The sequence below is a fragment of the Alteromonas ponticola genome (genome assembly GCF_012911815.1).
Taxonomy (GTDB): Bacteria; Pseudomonadota; Gammaproteobacteria; order Enterobacterales; family Alteromonadaceae; genus Alteromonas; species Alteromonas ponticola.
The window spans coordinates 165,596-182,225 of sequence record NZ_JAATNW010000005.1 but is presented as its reverse complement, the minus strand read 5'-3'; the positions used below and the strand labels follow the sequence as shown (position 1 = coordinate 182,225).

Below are 16,630 nucleotides of genomic sequence, written 5' to 3'. Positions count from 1 at the left end.
TGAATAAAAGGTGTAAAAATTTAGTGGCGCAAATAATACCTAAAAATCGTGCTGGTGTAGAGCATAACTGGCAAAAAGAGTTAGCTGACAGCTTTACCGACCCGGTTCAGTTATTGCACTATTTGAACTTACCAGTGGACGACTTTACCCACCATATCGAAGCGCGACGACTTTTTCCAATGCGCGTGCCGCAGCATTTTGCCTCGCTGATGCGACAATCGGATCCTGATGACCCATTATTGAACCAGGTTTTTCCACTGGCAGCGGAGTTTACACAGGCAAAAGGGTTTAGCAGCGACCCATTGCTTGAACATGATACCGCTGGTCAGGGCGTTTTACATAAATACAAGAGCCGTGTTTTATTGATAGTGCGGGGTGGTTGCGCGGTTAACTGCCGATATTGTTTCAGACGACATTTTCCCTACAGCGACAACGCAATTAATAAGCAAGAGTTTGAGCAAGTACTCACTTACATTAAGCAGAACAACGAAATTAATGAGGTTATATTTTCAGGTGGCGATCCGTTAATGGCAAAGGATCTTCAACTCGCCTGGATGGCGGAGCAGATTGCGAATATTTCACACATTAAACGCTTGCGTCTTCACACCCGACTACCGGTTGTTATACCAAACAGACTTAATAATGAGTTTTTTGATTGGTTTGCACGTCTACCCTTACAAAAAATTCTGGTCATCCATGCAAATCATAAAAATGAGATCAGCCAGGATCTCAAGCAAAATCTGCGTAGATTAAGGCAAGCTGGGGTAACCTTGTTAAATCAGGCTGTGTTGCTTAAAGGAATAAACGATAGTGCTGATTCGCTAGAGCTTTTGCATGAAGCGTTATTTGACGCCGGTGTGTTACCCTATTATTTACACGTGCTGGACAAAGTTCAGGGTGCGGCGCATTTTGAGGTGAGCGATGATAAAGCGCGGCACATCATGGCAGAATTGATAAAGCGCCAGCCAGGATTTCTGGTCCCCAAGCTCGTCAGAGAGATTGGCGGCCAACCTGGCAAAACGCCTATAGACTTACATTTACACCCGTAATCTCTGGCTTATCACCAGTTCAAATCACGCGTAGGTATTGATGTTGGCACCTACAGCTGGATTTGCGGATGAAGATTTAGGTACGTCAACTGCAGAAGACTCTAACAGTTGAAGCGTCGCTTGACCCTCTTGTTTTTGCTGGTTTTTAGCCATTTTAAGAGATGCCAACTCAAGCGCCGCACCGGTTCCCGAGGCACTTACACCTTGTAGATCCATACCACTTCCTCTTTGCTTAAGCATTACAAAAACGGGCAGGATTACCCGCTTTTGTTTATATCGGCAGGATCACACAACTCTTTAGCGCGCAGCGAAAAGAAGGTGTTCGCGATGGAGTGAACACGCTATTTAAGCTACTATGCAGCCGATTTCACAGCAACAAAAGATACCGCCATGGAAAACATCATTCAGGCTCTGCAGGAAACCCTGCAGGTTCTATATCGAAAAGCAATCGACGCTGACACCGCGCTTGACGCATTACAGCGAGAACAAAAAGGAAAATTTCAGGCTATTTTTCCTGAGCAAAGCGGGTTTTCTACCCAGGCGAAAAGGTTTGGTCCTTACGTGGAAGAAGTGGCCACTGAGTGGAACACTTTGCAGGAGAAAGATGAGGAAACCGTTAAACAGCAGTTGCCCGCGCTGGTGCAAAAGCTTGAACAGTTGTTAACCACTATTAACCAGTTTCAGGCCTCACTGCGCAAATGAAACCTCCGTATCTAACTGATACAAAGTTAGCTCTGCCAGGCGTCGCTCGATGTCATTAACACGTTGGCGATAGGCTTCACTGTCTACACGACCATAATCAGCTTCGAACTGACGCTTGCTTAACCCTTCAGGCAATCCTGCATATGAGGGTAATAACATGGATTCATCAGTTATTTGCCTCATCACCTCCTGCAGTCGCACTGCGGTGGCTGGTTTAGTGGCAATATTGGCAAATTTTATTCCGGCCATATCAGCCATCAAATCGACAAAGCTATAACCGCTTCCGCCCATGGCCCGGTCCATGAGTTCTTTAAATTCCCCTATGGCCAGTGAAACGCCCTGCTCACTCAACACTTTCAGGGCAGCTGAAATGATAAAGTGACGCGCGAGGTCGTTTCGTCCCCCTAATAATGCTGGCGATGCTGGTTTAAGTGCTCGTTGTGCATCAGGATGTACATCACCGACAAAATTAGCAATACGATGATGCCCGATGAAAATAGCTAATCCAAGAATCGCCGCTTTGTTATGTAACACCGCGGTTTCTGCCGAGCTCCTTTCCTGAGCGCGCTTCATGACCGCACTCAGATAGTCGATAAAGGGTTGGGGTTTTTTTTCCAGCGCAATGTCCTGCCAGGACGCATAGCGCAGATAGTAAGCGGTTAAATCTCTAAGTTCATCGTCTTGCTCAACATTGATGCCGGTGCGTATTTCATTCAGTTTATTTAAGAAGGCATCAAGCGGTTTTAATTTCACGGTAACACTGTTTTGGCCAATGGAGACCTGGGTGATCTGCTGTTTGGCCTGGGTGGCGATATCACTATTTGTCCATGCATTTGCCAATCTTTCTACCAGCAGCACGGCAAGATCACCAGAAAGCGACAGGCTTCCCACTTTTACATGGCTGACATTGAGCTTGTCATCGGGTAATACGGTTATTTCTAAGTTGATGAAGAGCGGAGTGAACTCGTTAGGCAGGGCGATACTGGCAAACACAGACGCGCTTTCGTCGGCGATTAAAGCATTGCCCTTAAACCGCGGGCTTGCTCGCTGGATAAAGCCAACGATGCTTAAAAGCTGGTCCTCTGAAATATTAATTTCTTGCTCGGTGGTGCGTTCATTCAGGCTTTGACTGATCTGCGACAATAGCTGTTTAACTGTTTCTGCATTATGAATTTGCTCCGGTGCAGTCGCTTCCACCTCAGGTTTGCTATCGACAGCTAAAACTACCAACACCAACACCAGGACAATCAATATACTTACTGTTATCAATAACCCGCGAAGTATCTTCACAACATTACCGCCTTACTAGGTGCAGCATTACGTAAAAAAAATCTGTTGTCAGACAAAAACATCACTCACGCATACGCTTAAAACTCACTCGCCATACAGGCATCAAGCGAAGTGTACCTAAACGACGCATTCGTAAAATCTTGCCCGTTTGAAAGCGAAGTGGGGATGACAATGCAACGAAGATCCGCATCCAGTGCAGATTGCATACCGTGTTCAGTATCCTCGAGTGCAACTGCTTCAGCAGCCTTAATACCCAATAAAGCAAGCGCTTTTTTATAGCAGTCCGGTGCTGGTTTACTCACTCGCACATCCTCAACCGCAACGGTCACGCAGAACGTATCTTGCCAACCATTTTCACTCAATGTCTTTTCAACTGCTAAACGGCTGCCTCCGGTCACAATTGCCAAGTGTAGACCTTGCTGAATGCATCGCTCTACCACAGCCCTGGATCCAGGCATTAGCGGAAAGGCTTGATGCGAAAGAAAGTCTCGGAGGCGTTGTTGCTTTTCTTCAATGAGCTCGTCAGCGTTAACATCAAGTGAAAATGCGGAAACCACATCCTGTGCATTTTTTGCCACGGGAATGCCAGCCATGACATCACTGTAAAATTGACGCGACAAGGTTACGCCGTGCTGGCGAAGGATATCCGCCCATAGTGTGAAATGAGTTTCTTCCGAGTCCACCAGCGTACCATCGTGATCAAAAAGTACGGCCTTGGCGTGTTTGATTAGAGGTGAAGTAGCTGACATATTACTGATGATCAGGCTTTGATCTATACGACCTCTGCCATATTCCCCTTACTCTCTAGCCAGGTTTTACGGTCGCCGGAACGTTTCTTAGCCAATAACATATCCATTAATTCCAGCATGCCTTCGGCATCATCAATGGTAAGTTGAACTAACCTGCGGGTATTGGGATCCATAGTGGTTTCTCTTAACTGCAATGGATTCATTTCACCCAGCCCCTTAAAGCGTTGCACATTGACTTTACCGCGTTTATTTTCCGCTTCAATACGATCTAATATGCCTTGTTTTTCACCTTCATCCAGAGCGTAATAAACCTCTTTGCCAATATCAATACGAAACAGGGGTGGCATCGCCACATACACGTGCCCCTTATCTACCAGCGTTCTGAAGTGCTTTACAAATAATGCGCACAGCAAGGTGGCAATGTGCAACCCATCTGAGTCAGCGTCCGCCAAAATACATATTTTACCGTAACGTAGACCGCTTAAATCTTCTGAATCAGGATCGATCCCCAGGGCCACGGAGATGTCGTGTATTTCCTGCGAAGCTAACACCTGCGAGGAGTCTACCTCCCAACTGTTAAGAATTTTTCCACGTAACGGCATAATGGCCTGAAATTCACGGTCACGGGCTTGTTTTGCAGACCCGCCAGCAGAATCCCCTTCCACCAGAAACAGTTCAGAGTAATTGATGTCCTGCGATGAACAATCGGTCAGTTTGCCCGGTAATGCCGGGCCCTGAGTGACCTTTTTACGCGCGACTTTCTTGGTCTGACGTAAGCGACGCTGGGCATTGTTGATACACATCTCAGCGAGCGATTCAGCAATATCGGTATGTTGATTTAACCAAAGGCTGAAGGCATCTTTTACCACACCTGAAACAAATGCAGATGCCTGCCGCGAAGACAGGCGTTCTTTAGTTTGTCCGGCAAACTGTGGGTCTTGCATTTTGGTCGACAGAATATACGCACAACGGTCCCAGATATCGTCCGGGGTCAATTTGACTCCCCGTGGCATCAGATTGCGAAATTCGCAAAACTCGCGCATCGACTCCAGCAAGCCTTGTCGCAGTCCATTAACATGCGTGCCGCCTTGCGCAGTTGGAATAAGATTCACGTAACTCTCAGTGGTCAGTTCACCGCCTTCCGGTAGCCACATCACTGCCCAGTCTGCCGCTTCTTTGTTGCCACTGAAAGCGCCGACAAAAGGTGTGTCCTGGGGCAGAGTTTCATATTGTTGAACCGATTGATAAAGATAATCTTTCAATCCATCTTCAAAACACCACTCTTCAGTTTGTTTGCCGACTTTATCTTCAAACTTAATGCGTAACCCGGGACACAGCACCGCTTTCGCACGCAGGTTGTGTATAAGTTTACTGGCAGAAAATTTGGCTGAATCGAAATACTGCGGATCGGGCCAGAACCTTACCCGGGTTCCGGTGTTTCTGCGACCGCAACTATCGATCACGCGAAGGTCTTCGGTTCGGTCACCATGGGCAAAATCAATCTGATACACCTGACTATCCCGTCTGATGACGACTTCCACTTTAGTGGAAAGCGCGTTGACTACCGAGATACCTACCCCGTGCAAACCTCCGGAGAATTCGTAGTTTTTATTGGAGAACTTGCCGCCCGCGTGCAGCTTGGTCATGATCAACTCTACGCCGGATATTTTTTCTTCTGGATGAATATCTACCGGCATACCGCGACCGTCATCGATGACTTCCAGCGACTGGTCTTCGTGTAAAATAACTTTGATATTTGAAGCGTGACCCGCAAGTGCTTCATCCACACTGTTATCGATAACTTCCTGACCCATATGATTTGGGCGCGTAGTATCGGTGTACATACCCGGACGGCGTTTGACGGGATCCAGGCCATTTAAAACTTCAATTGCCTCGGCGTTATATTGATTTGACATTTTATTATGTGCCTTATGCTGGGTAGCCTGTTTTAACAGACTCACACTTACTACAAATGTTCAAGTTACTAAAGATGTTATCAGGGGTGCAGGATTCCGGCAATTGCTTATATTACGCAGGGGGCATCAGAAAACCCGCAATTTCGTCGAGATGGTTCTCAAAGCCTTGGAAACTATGGTCACCCCCTTCTTCAACCACCAGCAAACTGTGCCTGTATTTCGCCTCAGCCTGTTTATAGTCCAGCGTTTCATCGCCTGTTTGCAACATGACTCGATAGCGATCAGGCTCAGACACCGTGGGCGTGTCGAGTTGCCTCAAAAAGGTAATATCCTCCTGGGTGAGCGTGAACTTCTCCTGACTATAGGGATTTAGGTGTTCACCTAAATAGTCCTGTAATAACTCAAATGGCTTTACCGCAGGATTAATCAGTACCGCTTTACCACCAAACTTTTCTACCAACCAGGTGGCCAGAAATCCTCCCATAGAACTCCCTATCACCTTAAGACCCTGCGGTGCCGATTTAACATTTCTCTTTACATACTGTAGTAAATACTCACTTACCTTACTCGGCACGTTTGGTAATGTCGGAAAATACAGCGTTACGTCGGGATGATATTTCGCAAAGTAATCTTTCACTTGCGTCGCTTTATGAGACTGCGGTGAACTTAAAAAACCATGCAAGTATAAAATTTCCTGCACTACACTCTCCTGATCTGGGTGGTCCACGAGCCATCGTCATGCAAATCGACGATCCGCAATCCAGGCTGTTCGGTTGAAAAAGCAAACTCGTCGGTCATTTGCCATTGCCAGCACGTCGAAGGTACCCCAAGTACAGGTGTACCGTTAATGTCCCGATGTAATGGAAAATGCAGATGACCGTGTAAGACTAATTTAACGTTTGCCGTGGTCTTAATAAAGCTGATCAAGCGCTCTGCATTTAATAAGGCGTGCTTATCCATCCAACTGTTTGCTGCCAGTGGGTGGTGATGCAAGGCAACAATATGATTCGTCTCAGGTTTACTGGCTATCGATGCACTGAGAAGTTTAAGCTGATCAACCTTTACCATGCCCAACGTTCCCTCGTGTCGGGTGTCTAACCCGTGCAATACCCACTGCCCTCCCGGCAACATACAACCTTCATTAAGTGAATACTCACTTAGCATTGAATCGAAGTATGGATTGCAGTCATGGTTGCCAGCAAGTACAAGCAGAGGAATGTCTTTTAACGCATCCTGCGTTAATGTCCGAAAATGCTGATAGCTAATTTCAGTGTCATCGCCACTGATGTCGCCGGTCACAAGCACCACATCGGGTTGCAAAGAGGCCGTTAACGATAGCAGCTTGGATAAACTTGAGTATGGGTTGACTGAGGCATAGCCAGTGCGGTGGATATCACTAAACAGGTGACAATCAGATAACTGGATGAGGCGCATCACACCTCATCTAAAATTTGCGGTTGCAGTTTGATACAGAATTGTAGCCATTCAGCCAAAAACACATTGACCATCTGCTTTTCGTTTTTCGCGTGCATTTTCGTATTGGGATAGTGATAAGACGCAGCAATGGCTCCGGTATTCTGGCTGCTTATCACTTCTGCCATTTTCGCATCATGATAAAGTCGTACCACCATGCAGGGTTTCATAAAGGACGGCACACGATGATTGACCTGCTCAATAGAAACCGTGCTGGTATAACGGGCTGAATCGAGAATGGTGATACAATAGGCAAGATTGTCCGCTACCGTAAAGCGATAGCTCAATTCCTCAGTGTCACAGTCCGGCAACATACGCAAAAATCGGCTGTAATTGTGCTCGCATACGGCCTGCATGCTTGCCAACGGGGGTACATATTTACGACTTCGGTTACTCACAATCACGCCATTTTTTCATTAACGATTCCTGGTTCATCAAAAACCATTGTAGCGCAATTATCGCTGCTGCGTTGTCGATAATGCCATTTTCCAACCATTCTTTCGCCGTGGCAGAACTTACTCTATGTACTCTGATGTCTTCCGATTCATCATCTAAGCCATGGATGCCTCCAGCGGCTGTGGAGTCACATTGGGCAACATAGATATGCACGCGTTCTGTGGTGCCCCCCGGGCTGACCAGATAACTCAGCGCCTTAGTAAGACTGGACAAGGCAATCCCGGCTTCTTCCTGCGATTCCCGATGACATACATCTTCACGTGTTTCACCGTCGTCGATAATGCCAGCTATCACTTCCATAAGCCAGGGCGTGTCAGAGGTTGCTTGTGCGCCAATCCTGACCTGCTCGATCAGTACAAACTCGTCAGTATCCGGATCATATGGCAGCACCGCGACGGCATGGCCGCGCTCAAAAATTTCACGGCGCACCACATCGCTCCAGCCACCCTGAAAGAGTTTGTGTCTGAAATCGTAACGAACCATCTTGAAAAAGCCGTCATAAACCCGCTTTTTTTCAATAATTTCGATATCTTTTGAGGTGAAAGTTAAAATTTCATTGCTCATTTGCTGTCACTTCCATTGATAAAACAGTTATCATCTTTATATTGGATACTAATTCACTTTAGCACACGGCCTCACTGGAAATCAGTCCAATCAGAATAAGAAAGATTAATGAAAAACATATTCTGTTACAGATAAACATGGACTGTTACTACAAGTTGCTGTTTACAACCAAATAAATTTCATACACTTGGCACATTGTTAGGTCTAACTTGGCCGAATTATAATATTGGAAGGCGCATTCATGAAAAAAACTCTATTGTCGCTGATCATTGGAATGGGGCTGACAACGTCTGCACTGGCTGATGATTTAATGCAAGTTTATCAACAGGCGATGGCAAACGATCCTCTGGTCAACCGAGCAAAAGCGCAGCGAGATGCAGCCTTTGAAGGGATTTCAATCAGCCGTGCTAATTTACTTCCACAATTGTCTGGTTACGTAGCCTATACCATGTCAGGTGGTGAGCGTACGCAGTACATTGGTGAAAACCAGACGTTTACCTTAGATTCAGACACTGATACCACCGCTTACGGCATCGATTTGTCCATGTCCCTGTATGATCACGCTAACTGGGTTGGTCTCGACCGTGCCGAAAAAGTAGCAGAACAGAGCGATGCGCAGTATGCAGCAACCCTGCAGGAACTGATTGTCAGGGTAGTCACCACGTACTTTGACGTACTTCGCGCACGCGACAATGTTACATTTGTACGCGCAGAAAAACGTGCCATTGAGCGCCAGTTAGAACAGACCCGGCAGCGTTTTGAGGTTGGATTAACCGCCATCACCGATGTGCATGAAGCGCAGGCCAATTTTGATAATACCGTCGCCCAGGAAATTCAGGCTGAAAACCAACTGGAATCGGCGCTGGAGTCATTACGGGTTATTACCGGAAAGTACCATGACAAGTTGTATGGGTTGGATACCGAAAACTTTTCAGCGGAACCGCCAGCACCGCAAAATGTGAGTGAATGGCTGGGTATTGCAGAAGATAAGAACCTGACATTACTGGCCGATCGTCTTGCTGTCGATATTGCCAAAGAGGATATTTCAAGCGCCAGATCAGGGCACTTACCCACTTTGGGATTACAGGCAAACGCCAGTAAATCGAAGAATGATGTGTCATCAGAAGATGGCATAGCATATGAAACACCTTATCAGGATAGCTACAGTGCAACTGTGCAGCTTTCCGTGCCATTGTTCTCCGGGTTCAGAACTTCAGCCGCGGCGGATCAGGCACGCCATCTTTATGTGTCAGCCAGTGAAGATTTAGAATTCAGTTATCGCCAGACAGTTCAGTCGGTACGCAGCTCGTATAATGATGTCAAAGCATCAATCTCGACAATTCGCGCATTAGAGCAGGCCGTGGTATCTGCACGCAGTGCGTTGCAAGCGACGGAAGCAGGGTTTGATGTAGGTACCCGAACTATCGTTGATGTGCTGAACAGTACGCGGAATTTATTTGATGCCCGTCGTAACCTGTCAGGTGCACGTTATGACTTTATTCAGGCTGTGGTGAATCTTAAACAAGCGGCGGGTAATTTGACTCAAAACGATATTGAAATGATTAACAAGGGGCTGGAACCAGCCACAGAAGAATAATGACAATCAGCCAGACGTCTCTCAGCGGACGTTTGGCTATTTCAACTTACAGTGTTTCGTTTACTGAATAACCATCGAACTGTTCCAGCAACTCCAGAAAACCGGCCAGCTTTTCTTTTAGCTCTGACACGTTTCCCTTCGCCACTTTGTAATTTTCCAGCTCTTTGGATAGTTGAATACACTTGCCTTGTATAAGCTGCATTTTCTCTTCCATGAATTCACCTTATATGAAGATAGAGTGTTAACGCAATATATTAGCTAACTCTAATTACCTTACGCAAGCAGTTTGTTATATTTCAATATTATATGGCCCAAATTAACCGTTGTTGCCGGTATCAATCACACGCTGAGGAGTAAAAGCATTTTCATAAAGCAGGCCAGCGTTGCTATAATCCGCGCCCCTGTAGTCACGACATGTACCAAAATGAACGTTACCCAGCTTCACGATAAATTTGAAAAAATTCGCGCTAATAAACTATTTGAAAGTTTTGTTATAGCGGTCATCGTTATCTCAGCGTTGTTGGTTGGCGCAAAAACTTACGATATGCCCCCCTCTTTTGCCAGCGTCACTCTGATCCTGGATTGGTTTATCAGCTTGTTTTTTCTGACCGAAATAACGATTCGATTTCTCGCTGAACCCAACAAGCGCCGGTTTTTCAGGAGTTTCTGGAATTGGTTTGATACCTTGATCGTATTGATCAGTCTGATCCCTGCCGATGACGCTGAACTGGCGGTGGTTGCCCGGTTAGTCAGGGTATTCCGCGTTCTCAGGATGATTTCAATTATCCCCGAACTGCGCGTACTTTTGGTTTCACTGGTGAAAGCATTGCCACAGCTCGGCTACGTAATGCTGCTGATGTTCATTATTTTCTACATTTACGCCGCAATCGGTTCAACCCTGTTCGAAAACATCAATCCTGTACTATGGGGCGATATTACCATTTCGCTGTTGACGCTTTTCAGGGTGATGACATTTGAAGACTGGACTGACGTTATGTATGAAACCCAGGAAGTGTATGGACTTAGCTGGATTTACTATTTAACGTTTATCTTTTTCACCGCATTTGCATTTCTAAATATGGTGATAGGAATTGTGGTTAACGTGATGGAACAGGAAAGCGCGAAAGCCAGAAAGCTTGAAGAAGCAGCCAGCAATGAACCTACCATGCAGGACCTGATGACAGAGATAGTGCGTTTGCGCAAACAGGTAGAAGCGCAATCCATGGTTGTCCATAAATAGAAAATCAGAAAGGGGAGCAAGCTCCCCTTTCACAATCCATTAATAACGGATGTTTATAATCTTAAGAGTTGAAAAGTTTAAACTAAGGAATAAAAAAAATCAGCGGTTTGGTTCTTGTCCGGAAGGCTTGTTTTTAGACGGACTGCGCTGAGAATCCTTGTAAGAGTCTTTCTGCTGTTGTTGCTTCTTGTCTTGATTAGTAGCCATAATAAATTTCCTCGAAAAATGAAAAATACAAACAACGTGTAACTTCTTACTTCTTCCATTGCTAACACCAGAGGCTAAAACGTCATCAGGCATTGAACAATAGTGAGAGTATAGGGAAAAAAATTACCTGCGCTAGGGCCAGGTTAGACGGTTATTTTATTAGACTATAGTTGTAAAGATTATTTAAATATATCGAAAATTTTGGCGCTTAAGTTGCCCATCTACCGGTTCAGATATGGCACACATTATGTCGATGCTAAGCGATTCAATTTAAATCAATTAACGCCCCTCCTTACTTACGTATGCTGCTGATAATTAAAAATTAATACAAAATTAACCCGCAATAATGCCAATCCTAAAAAATTTTTAATTGCACAAAAGTGCGGTTTTTTTTGTGATTTTTCCTGCCATCTTGTTACTTTCGCACAAATTTCATCATTTCTAAGAGGGCGCGCGCCTTCAAACTCACTAATCTGTGCAGAGCATAGGGGGGGTCATAGACTTAACATAGGGTAGAAGGCATCCTCCGCTTACGGGAGGATGACACATAGATGAGGGCGCGTAGGAAAGCCGTTACCTTTATTCTAACGCTACATCCGTGTAGCTAAGCAAGGTTTCTTTGCATGCTTTAGCGTAGACCCGCATATATTAAAGATATTGTTGTTTAAGTGCCTGTTGACGCTCTTTTGCATCTCGACGCTTGAATTCGCGTTCAGATAATTTACGTTCGGCCAGTTCGGATCTTCCTTGTTGAAATAGCAGCTCAACGTAATTTAAGTAAACTTCTTCGTTGCGGGTGTTCTTATCGATGACGCGATCGTAAAGTGCAAGCGCCTCATCAGGTTGTTCGAGCTTTATTAACACCTGTGCAAGTGTATCCACCGCATCGGCATTATCGGGGCGCAACTCTACCGCTTCGCGTGACAGCTCCTCAGCGCGATCAAGTTTATTATCTTCCAGATACAGATACGCCAGGTTATTTAACACAACAAAGTTATCCGGGGTTACTGTGAGGATATTTTCGTAGGCTTTTTGCGCCTCTTTCGCATCTTTTCCAATCAGGCGCTCGGCATACAGCATGTTTGCGCGCACGTCATTTGGATTGTTATCCACGTGTTTCTTTAACACCGAAAAACCCTGCTCGTGCTGGTTGGTAGCCTCATAACTGGCGATAACCAAGATCAGATTCTTCGCATTGGGCAGCGCATTATAAGCTGCAAGCGCATCATCGACCGCGGACTCACCCTTGCCTTCCTGAAGCGCGATACGCGCCTGAATGCCGCGAACAAAAGGCACGGCTTTTACGTTCTCAGGAAGAGGCTCAATTATTTGGCGAGCCTCAGTAATTTGGCGCAACATAGCATGAAAATAGGCTTTAATTACCGACAACTGACGATCGCTGCGCGATTGCAGAAATGGGCTAAGTACGTCGATGCCTTCGTCGTATTTATTTTGTGCGTCATATATCAGCAATAGACCAAGAATCGCACTTTTATTTAACGGTGAAGTTTTATTCCATTGTTCGAAATGCTCAAGCGCGGCAGGGATCTGGTTGCTTTTTAGCAACGACTGACCGCGTAGTTGCCAGTAAAGCTTGGGTAAATCTTCCTGTTTCTGCAGCGGCTTCAATGTAGTCAGGGTATTGTCGATTTCGTCTAACGAAAACTGCATCCGCGCCAGCAATAATCTCAACGGGATATTGTCCGCATCGTCTTCCAGCACCGCCGCTACTTTTTTAAGCGCTTCATTCTCAGTGCCCAGCTCTTTCTCAATAGCAAATAGAAATGAAAGCGCTGCAACGTTGGCGGGTTCGTTATCTAATGCTTTATTCAGTTCAGCTTTCGCCTGCTCGAGATTTTCCTGTTGAACGTGAATGCGCGCTCTGGAAAGATTGACCCGTATATCTTCAGAAGAGATCTCGGCCGCTTTGGCTAATGCCCGCTCTGCCTCTTCAAGATTATTCTCTTTGATTGCAATATCAACCAACGCTAACCATGGGTTGATTGCTGTCGCATCCTTACTGGTCCATTCGGTTGCCAGCGCCTTGGCTTTGTCCAGTTGGTCTGTTGACACGTAAGCAGCGAGTAATGTTTTTTGGGTTAATTCCGATTCCGGCGCTTTCTCTGCTGCCGCTTCCAGATTAACAATGCCATCTACGTCGTTCAACGATAACTGCAACATTCCCAGGCGCGCCAGATCTTCTGCTGAAGAGCTTAACTCGCTGCTGCGTTCAACCATCTTTCGCGCATCTTCCACATTACCTTCGCGGAGTAACTCAAACCCCGCCTTGGAAAAGAGTGCCGCGTCAGCCTGCATTTCACCTTCCAGCCGATTCAATACATCGGTGGCATCGCCGCTCAACCCTTGTTGCAACAAACTGTCTGCCAGCATGCGCAAGCCAGGGTGGTTATCCGGTAATTTTGCGGCAATCATGGATAAATGACGACTGGCCGCAGGAAAGTCCTCCAACTGATAGGCGCTATGGCCGGCCAGTAGTCGAACGGCAGGCTCATTTCTACCATTTTGAATTGCCCGCTCAAGGTGGGTCAGCGCTAACTCATAGTTACTCTTTGACGCCTCAATAATCCCTTTAAACTGATTTAAAATGCCATTATCCGAACCCAGTTTTAGCAACTCTGTAACCAGCGGATCAGCCTCCTCTAACTGGCGCTGCTCAATGAGTAATGCGGCCAGAGAAAATTTGGTGTTGATATCTTCCGGGAACTGTTCAACGTAGTGCAGATAAACGTCTGTCGCTTCCGCTTTTTGGCCCTGCGTCAAATGCAAGCGCGCCAGCTGTAACAGGACATCTTTATTGCCTGGCGACTGCGCTTGCAAAGACAGTGTATTTGCAAGCGCAGTTTCGTAATCTTCATCTAATATATGTTGCATCGACTGCAACAATCCCTGATACACAGACGACGTGTCCAGTTTCGTCAATTCTGCAATTAAGCTTTTAGCTTCATCTTCTTTATCCAGCTTGATGAGGGCCTCAACTTTATAGAAACCGACCTTAACCTTTTCAACCGCTGTCATTCCCTGCGCATTATGATCAACAGCGGTAAGCGCGTTTTCAGCACCCGTGTACTGATAAGCGACGGTTAAATGTGGTAGCACTTTGGATGCGGGGTGCCCCAGCTCCATAGCGCGATTCAGTTCTTTTTCAGCACCCGCGTAGTTTCCTTTTTCCAGATATAGCTTACCCAACTCAAAGCGAGGTAAAGGTGCCGCAGGATCAAGTTGCACTGCATTTTTATATTCTATAATTGCGGCATCAATATCATTGGCTTCCTGATATTGGCGAGCTGCACTGATATATTCTTCTACCGAAGATTGTCCGCAACCATACAACCCTGTAAGACCGGCTAACAGTATCAACGAACCTACGCTGGTTTTTCTCATTTTCGTCCTACCTTCAAATGTTTTACCATTTTAAAATGGCTTTTTTTTATGATTTTTGGGGTAAATTATCAAATCCCGTTCCCATTTAATTGGATACAAGTTTATTAATGGAATATAATAAGCGTTTTGCAACAATTTGCCGGCTTCCATCTCCAGCCGCGCCCCCCTAACTCCCAGGATCATGAATGACCAATAATGTCGAGCTGACTTTTAAAGACCTTAATTTACCACAACCCATCTTGCAAGCACTTGAAAAAGTTGGTTATGAGAAACCCTCCCCGATCCAGGCAGAAAGTATTCCTTTATTGCTGGAAGGACATGATCTGTTAGGGCAGGCCCAAACGGGCACAGGTAAAACTGCTGCATTTGCATTACCCATGCTGGCACAGATTCAACCTGAATCAAAATTACCGCAATTGTTAGTGCTGGCGCCCACCCGCGAATTGGCCATTCAGGTTGCCGAAGCGTTTCAGGTTTACGCAAGTTTTTCTAAAACCATTAGAATTCTGCCTGTGTATGGGGGTCAGTCCTATGACAATCAGATCAGACAGCTTAAGCGGGGCGTACAGGTCGTTGTTGGTACCCCTGGGCGAATCATTGATCACATCAACCGTAAAACACTGAATTTAAGTGAGTTAAAGTTTTTGGTGCTCGACGAAGCAGACGAAATGCTGCGCATGGGCTTTATCGACGACGTTGAAACCATTCTTTCTCACGCTCCGGCAGAACGTCAAACCGCGCTTTTCTCTGCCACCATGCCAGGGCCAATCAAAAAGATTACTCAGCGTTATCTTAAAGACCCTAAGCATGTGAAAATTGCTTCCAAGGTCTCCACGGCGAGCACTATTCGTCAGCGTTTCTGTCAGGTCGCCGGTCATCACAAGCTGGAAGCCCTGACTCGCATTATGGAAGTCGAGCCATTTGATGGCATGATTATTTTCGTTCGCACCAAAACGGCTACGGTTGAGCTGGCTGATAAATTAGCAGCACGAGGCTACGATGTAGAGCCGTTAAATGGTGATATCCCGCAGAATGCCCGCGAACGCACAGTAGAAAAATTAAAAGATGGCACCATCGATATTCTGGTAGCGACCGATGTCGTTGCCCGAGGATTGGACGTAGAACGTGTCAGCCACGTTATCAATTTTGATATCCCGTATGATACTGAATCCTATGTACACCGAATTGGCAGAACGGGCCGGGCAGGACGAAGTGGTGATGCGATTTTGTTTATTTCACACCGTGAAAAACGCTTGTTGTTTGCGATCGAAAAAACCACAAAACAACAAATCGAGCAAATGCCGATTCCTTCGGTTAGCGAATTAAATGAAACACGCTTAAGTAAATTCAAATTGGCAGTTGCCCAGGCAATAGATGGTAAGAGCCTGGAAAAGCTAATGCCAATCGTCGATATGTTGCAGAAGGAAACCGAAGCAGCCCCAGAAGTCCTGATGGCGGCGCTGGTGCAATTAGCGCAGGGTGATGAACCCTTAATGCTGCAAGAGTCTGATCGTCCCGACCTGCATAGTAAACCACCCCAGAATGACCGCGGTGAGCGTCGCGAAGGCAGGGGTGGCAGAGATAGTCGTGACGGTCGTGGTGGACGCGAGCGCAAAAGCCCCAATAAAGGACAGCGCAAACCTGAAGCGGGCATGAAACGCTTTAGAATCGATGTAGGCCATTCACATGGTGCTAAGCCGGGTAATATTGTTGGCGCTATCGCTAACGAAGCCAATATTCAGAGTAAGCATATCGGTGCAATTGAAATTTATGACAAGTTCAGCACTGTAGATTTACCTGCAGGTATGCCTAACGAAACCCGCGACATCTTGCAAAATACCCGCGTAGCAGGGCAAAAACTAGCGCTGCGTGAGTGGCAGGACACGCCCCCGAAAAAGCGTAAGAAGTAGGTTTTTATTCCAAAAAGAAATAACAACTCGTTATTTCTTTTTTAATTTTGTATAAGGGTACTGGCAAAATAGTGT

Annotated in this window: 15 protein-coding genes; 5 read left to right on the top strand and 10 right to left on the bottom strand. The window is 46.0% G+C overall.

What is annotated here, in order from left to right:
* Window positions 1-23 precede the first annotated feature (23 nt).
* Window positions 24-1,049 (top strand): EF-P beta-lysylation protein EpmB, encoded by a 1,026-nt coding sequence (gene epmB, locus HCJ96_RS10100; protein WP_169210930.1) that lies wholly within the window; start codon window positions 24-26, stop codon window positions 1,047-1,049.
* A 24-nt stretch (window positions 1,050-1,073) separates the two neighbouring features.
* Here epmB and HCJ96_RS10095 read toward each other — a convergent pair whose 3' ends face one another.
* On the bottom strand, window positions 1,074-1,265 hold the full coding sequence (locus tag HCJ96_RS10095) for a putative motility protein (RefSeq protein ID WP_169210929.1): 192 nt from the start codon (window positions 1,263-1,265) through the stop codon (window positions 1,074-1,076).
* Between the two features lie 174 nt (window positions 1,266-1,439).
* Here HCJ96_RS10095 and HCJ96_RS10090 point away from each other — a divergent pair, with 174 nt between their 5' ends.
* A complete protein-coding gene (locus tag HCJ96_RS10090; protein ID WP_169210928.1) occupies window positions 1,440-1,751 on the top strand; it encodes a hypothetical protein in 312 nt (103 codons plus the stop codon).
* Here the strand turns inward: HCJ96_RS10090 and HCJ96_RS10085 are convergent.
* From HCJ96_RS10085 to nudF, 7 genes are all read right to left on the bottom strand, one after another.
* Entirely contained in the window at window positions 1,737-3,041 is a 1,305-nt protein-coding gene (locus HCJ96_RS10085) for a YfiM family lipoprotein (protein WP_169210927.1), read from the bottom strand. The two genes, HCJ96_RS10090 and HCJ96_RS10085, sit on opposite strands and share 15 nt — an antisense overlap.
* Before the next feature lie 77 nt (window positions 3,042-3,118).
* Window positions 3,119-3,790, bottom strand: coding sequence for an HAD family hydrolase (locus tag HCJ96_RS10080; RefSeq protein ID WP_169210926.1), 672 nt, complete (start codon window positions 3,788-3,790; stop codon window positions 3,119-3,121).
* 23 nt (window positions 3,791-3,813) lie between these two features.
* Entirely contained in the window at window positions 3,814-5,706 is a 1,893-nt protein-coding gene (parE, locus tag HCJ96_RS10075; protein ID WP_169210925.1) for a DNA topoisomerase IV subunit B, read from the bottom strand.
* 112 nt (window positions 5,707-5,818) lie between these two features.
* Window positions 5,819-6,406: a YqiA/YcfP family alpha/beta fold hydrolase gene (locus HCJ96_RS10070; RefSeq protein ID WP_169210924.1), complete on the bottom strand. Its 588-nt coding sequence runs from the start codon at window positions 6,404-6,406 to the stop codon at window positions 5,819-5,821.
* A complete protein-coding gene (locus HCJ96_RS10065) occupies window positions 6,406-7,140 on the bottom strand; it encodes a metallophosphoesterase (protein WP_169210923.1) in 735 nt (244 codons plus the stop codon). Before HCJ96_RS10065 ends, HCJ96_RS10070 begins: the two co-directional genes overlap by 1 nt.
* Window positions 7,140-7,535 (bottom strand): DUF1249 domain-containing protein, encoded by a 396-nt coding sequence (locus HCJ96_RS10060; RefSeq protein ID WP_169211144.1) that lies wholly within the window; start codon window positions 7,533-7,535, stop codon window positions 7,140-7,142. Before HCJ96_RS10060 ends, HCJ96_RS10065 begins: the two co-directional genes overlap by 1 nt.
* A 34-nt stretch (window positions 7,536-7,569) precedes the next feature.
* Window positions 7,570-8,199 carry an ADP-ribose diphosphatase gene (nudF, locus tag HCJ96_RS10055; protein WP_169210922.1) on the bottom strand — a complete coding sequence of 210 codons (630 nt, stop codon included), beginning with the start codon at window positions 8,197-8,199 and terminating at the stop codon, window positions 7,570-7,572.
* Window positions 8,200-8,440: 241 nt separating this feature from the next.
* Here nudF and tolC point away from each other — a divergent pair, with 241 nt between their 5' ends.
* A complete protein-coding gene (gene tolC, locus HCJ96_RS10050; RefSeq protein WP_169210921.1) occupies window positions 8,441-9,796 on the top strand; it encodes an outer membrane channel protein TolC in 1,356 nt (451 codons plus the stop codon).
* A 46-nt stretch (window positions 9,797-9,842) separates the two neighbouring features.
* Here the strand turns inward: tolC and HCJ96_RS10045 are convergent, their stop codons facing one another.
* A complete protein-coding gene (locus HCJ96_RS10045) occupies window positions 9,843-10,010 on the bottom strand; it encodes a hypothetical protein (protein WP_169210920.1) in 168 nt (55 codons plus the stop codon).
* A 210-nt stretch (window positions 10,011-10,220) separates the two neighbouring features.
* Here HCJ96_RS10045 and HCJ96_RS10040 point away from each other — a divergent pair, with 210 nt between their 5' ends.
* On the top strand, window positions 10,221-11,036 hold the full coding sequence (locus tag HCJ96_RS10040) for an ion transporter (RefSeq protein WP_169210919.1): 816 nt from the start codon (window positions 10,221-10,223) through the stop codon (window positions 11,034-11,036).
* Window positions 11,037-11,891: 855 nt separating this feature from the next.
* On the opposite strand, the gene prsT is transcribed toward HCJ96_RS10040, so the two are convergent.
* Window positions 11,892-14,645, bottom strand: a complete 2,754-nt coding sequence (gene prsT / locus HCJ96_RS10035; protein ID WP_169210918.1) for an XrtA/PEP-CTERM system TPR-repeat protein PrsT — start codon at window positions 14,643-14,645, stop codon at window positions 11,892-11,894.
* A gap of 185 nt (window positions 14,646-14,830) precedes the next feature.
* Between prsT and HCJ96_RS10030 the strand changes: the two genes are divergently transcribed.
* A complete protein-coding gene (locus HCJ96_RS10030; RefSeq protein ID WP_169210917.1) occupies window positions 14,831-16,555 on the top strand; it encodes a DEAD/DEAH box helicase in 1,725 nt (574 codons plus the stop codon).
* Window positions 16,556-16,630 lie beyond the last annotated feature (75 nt).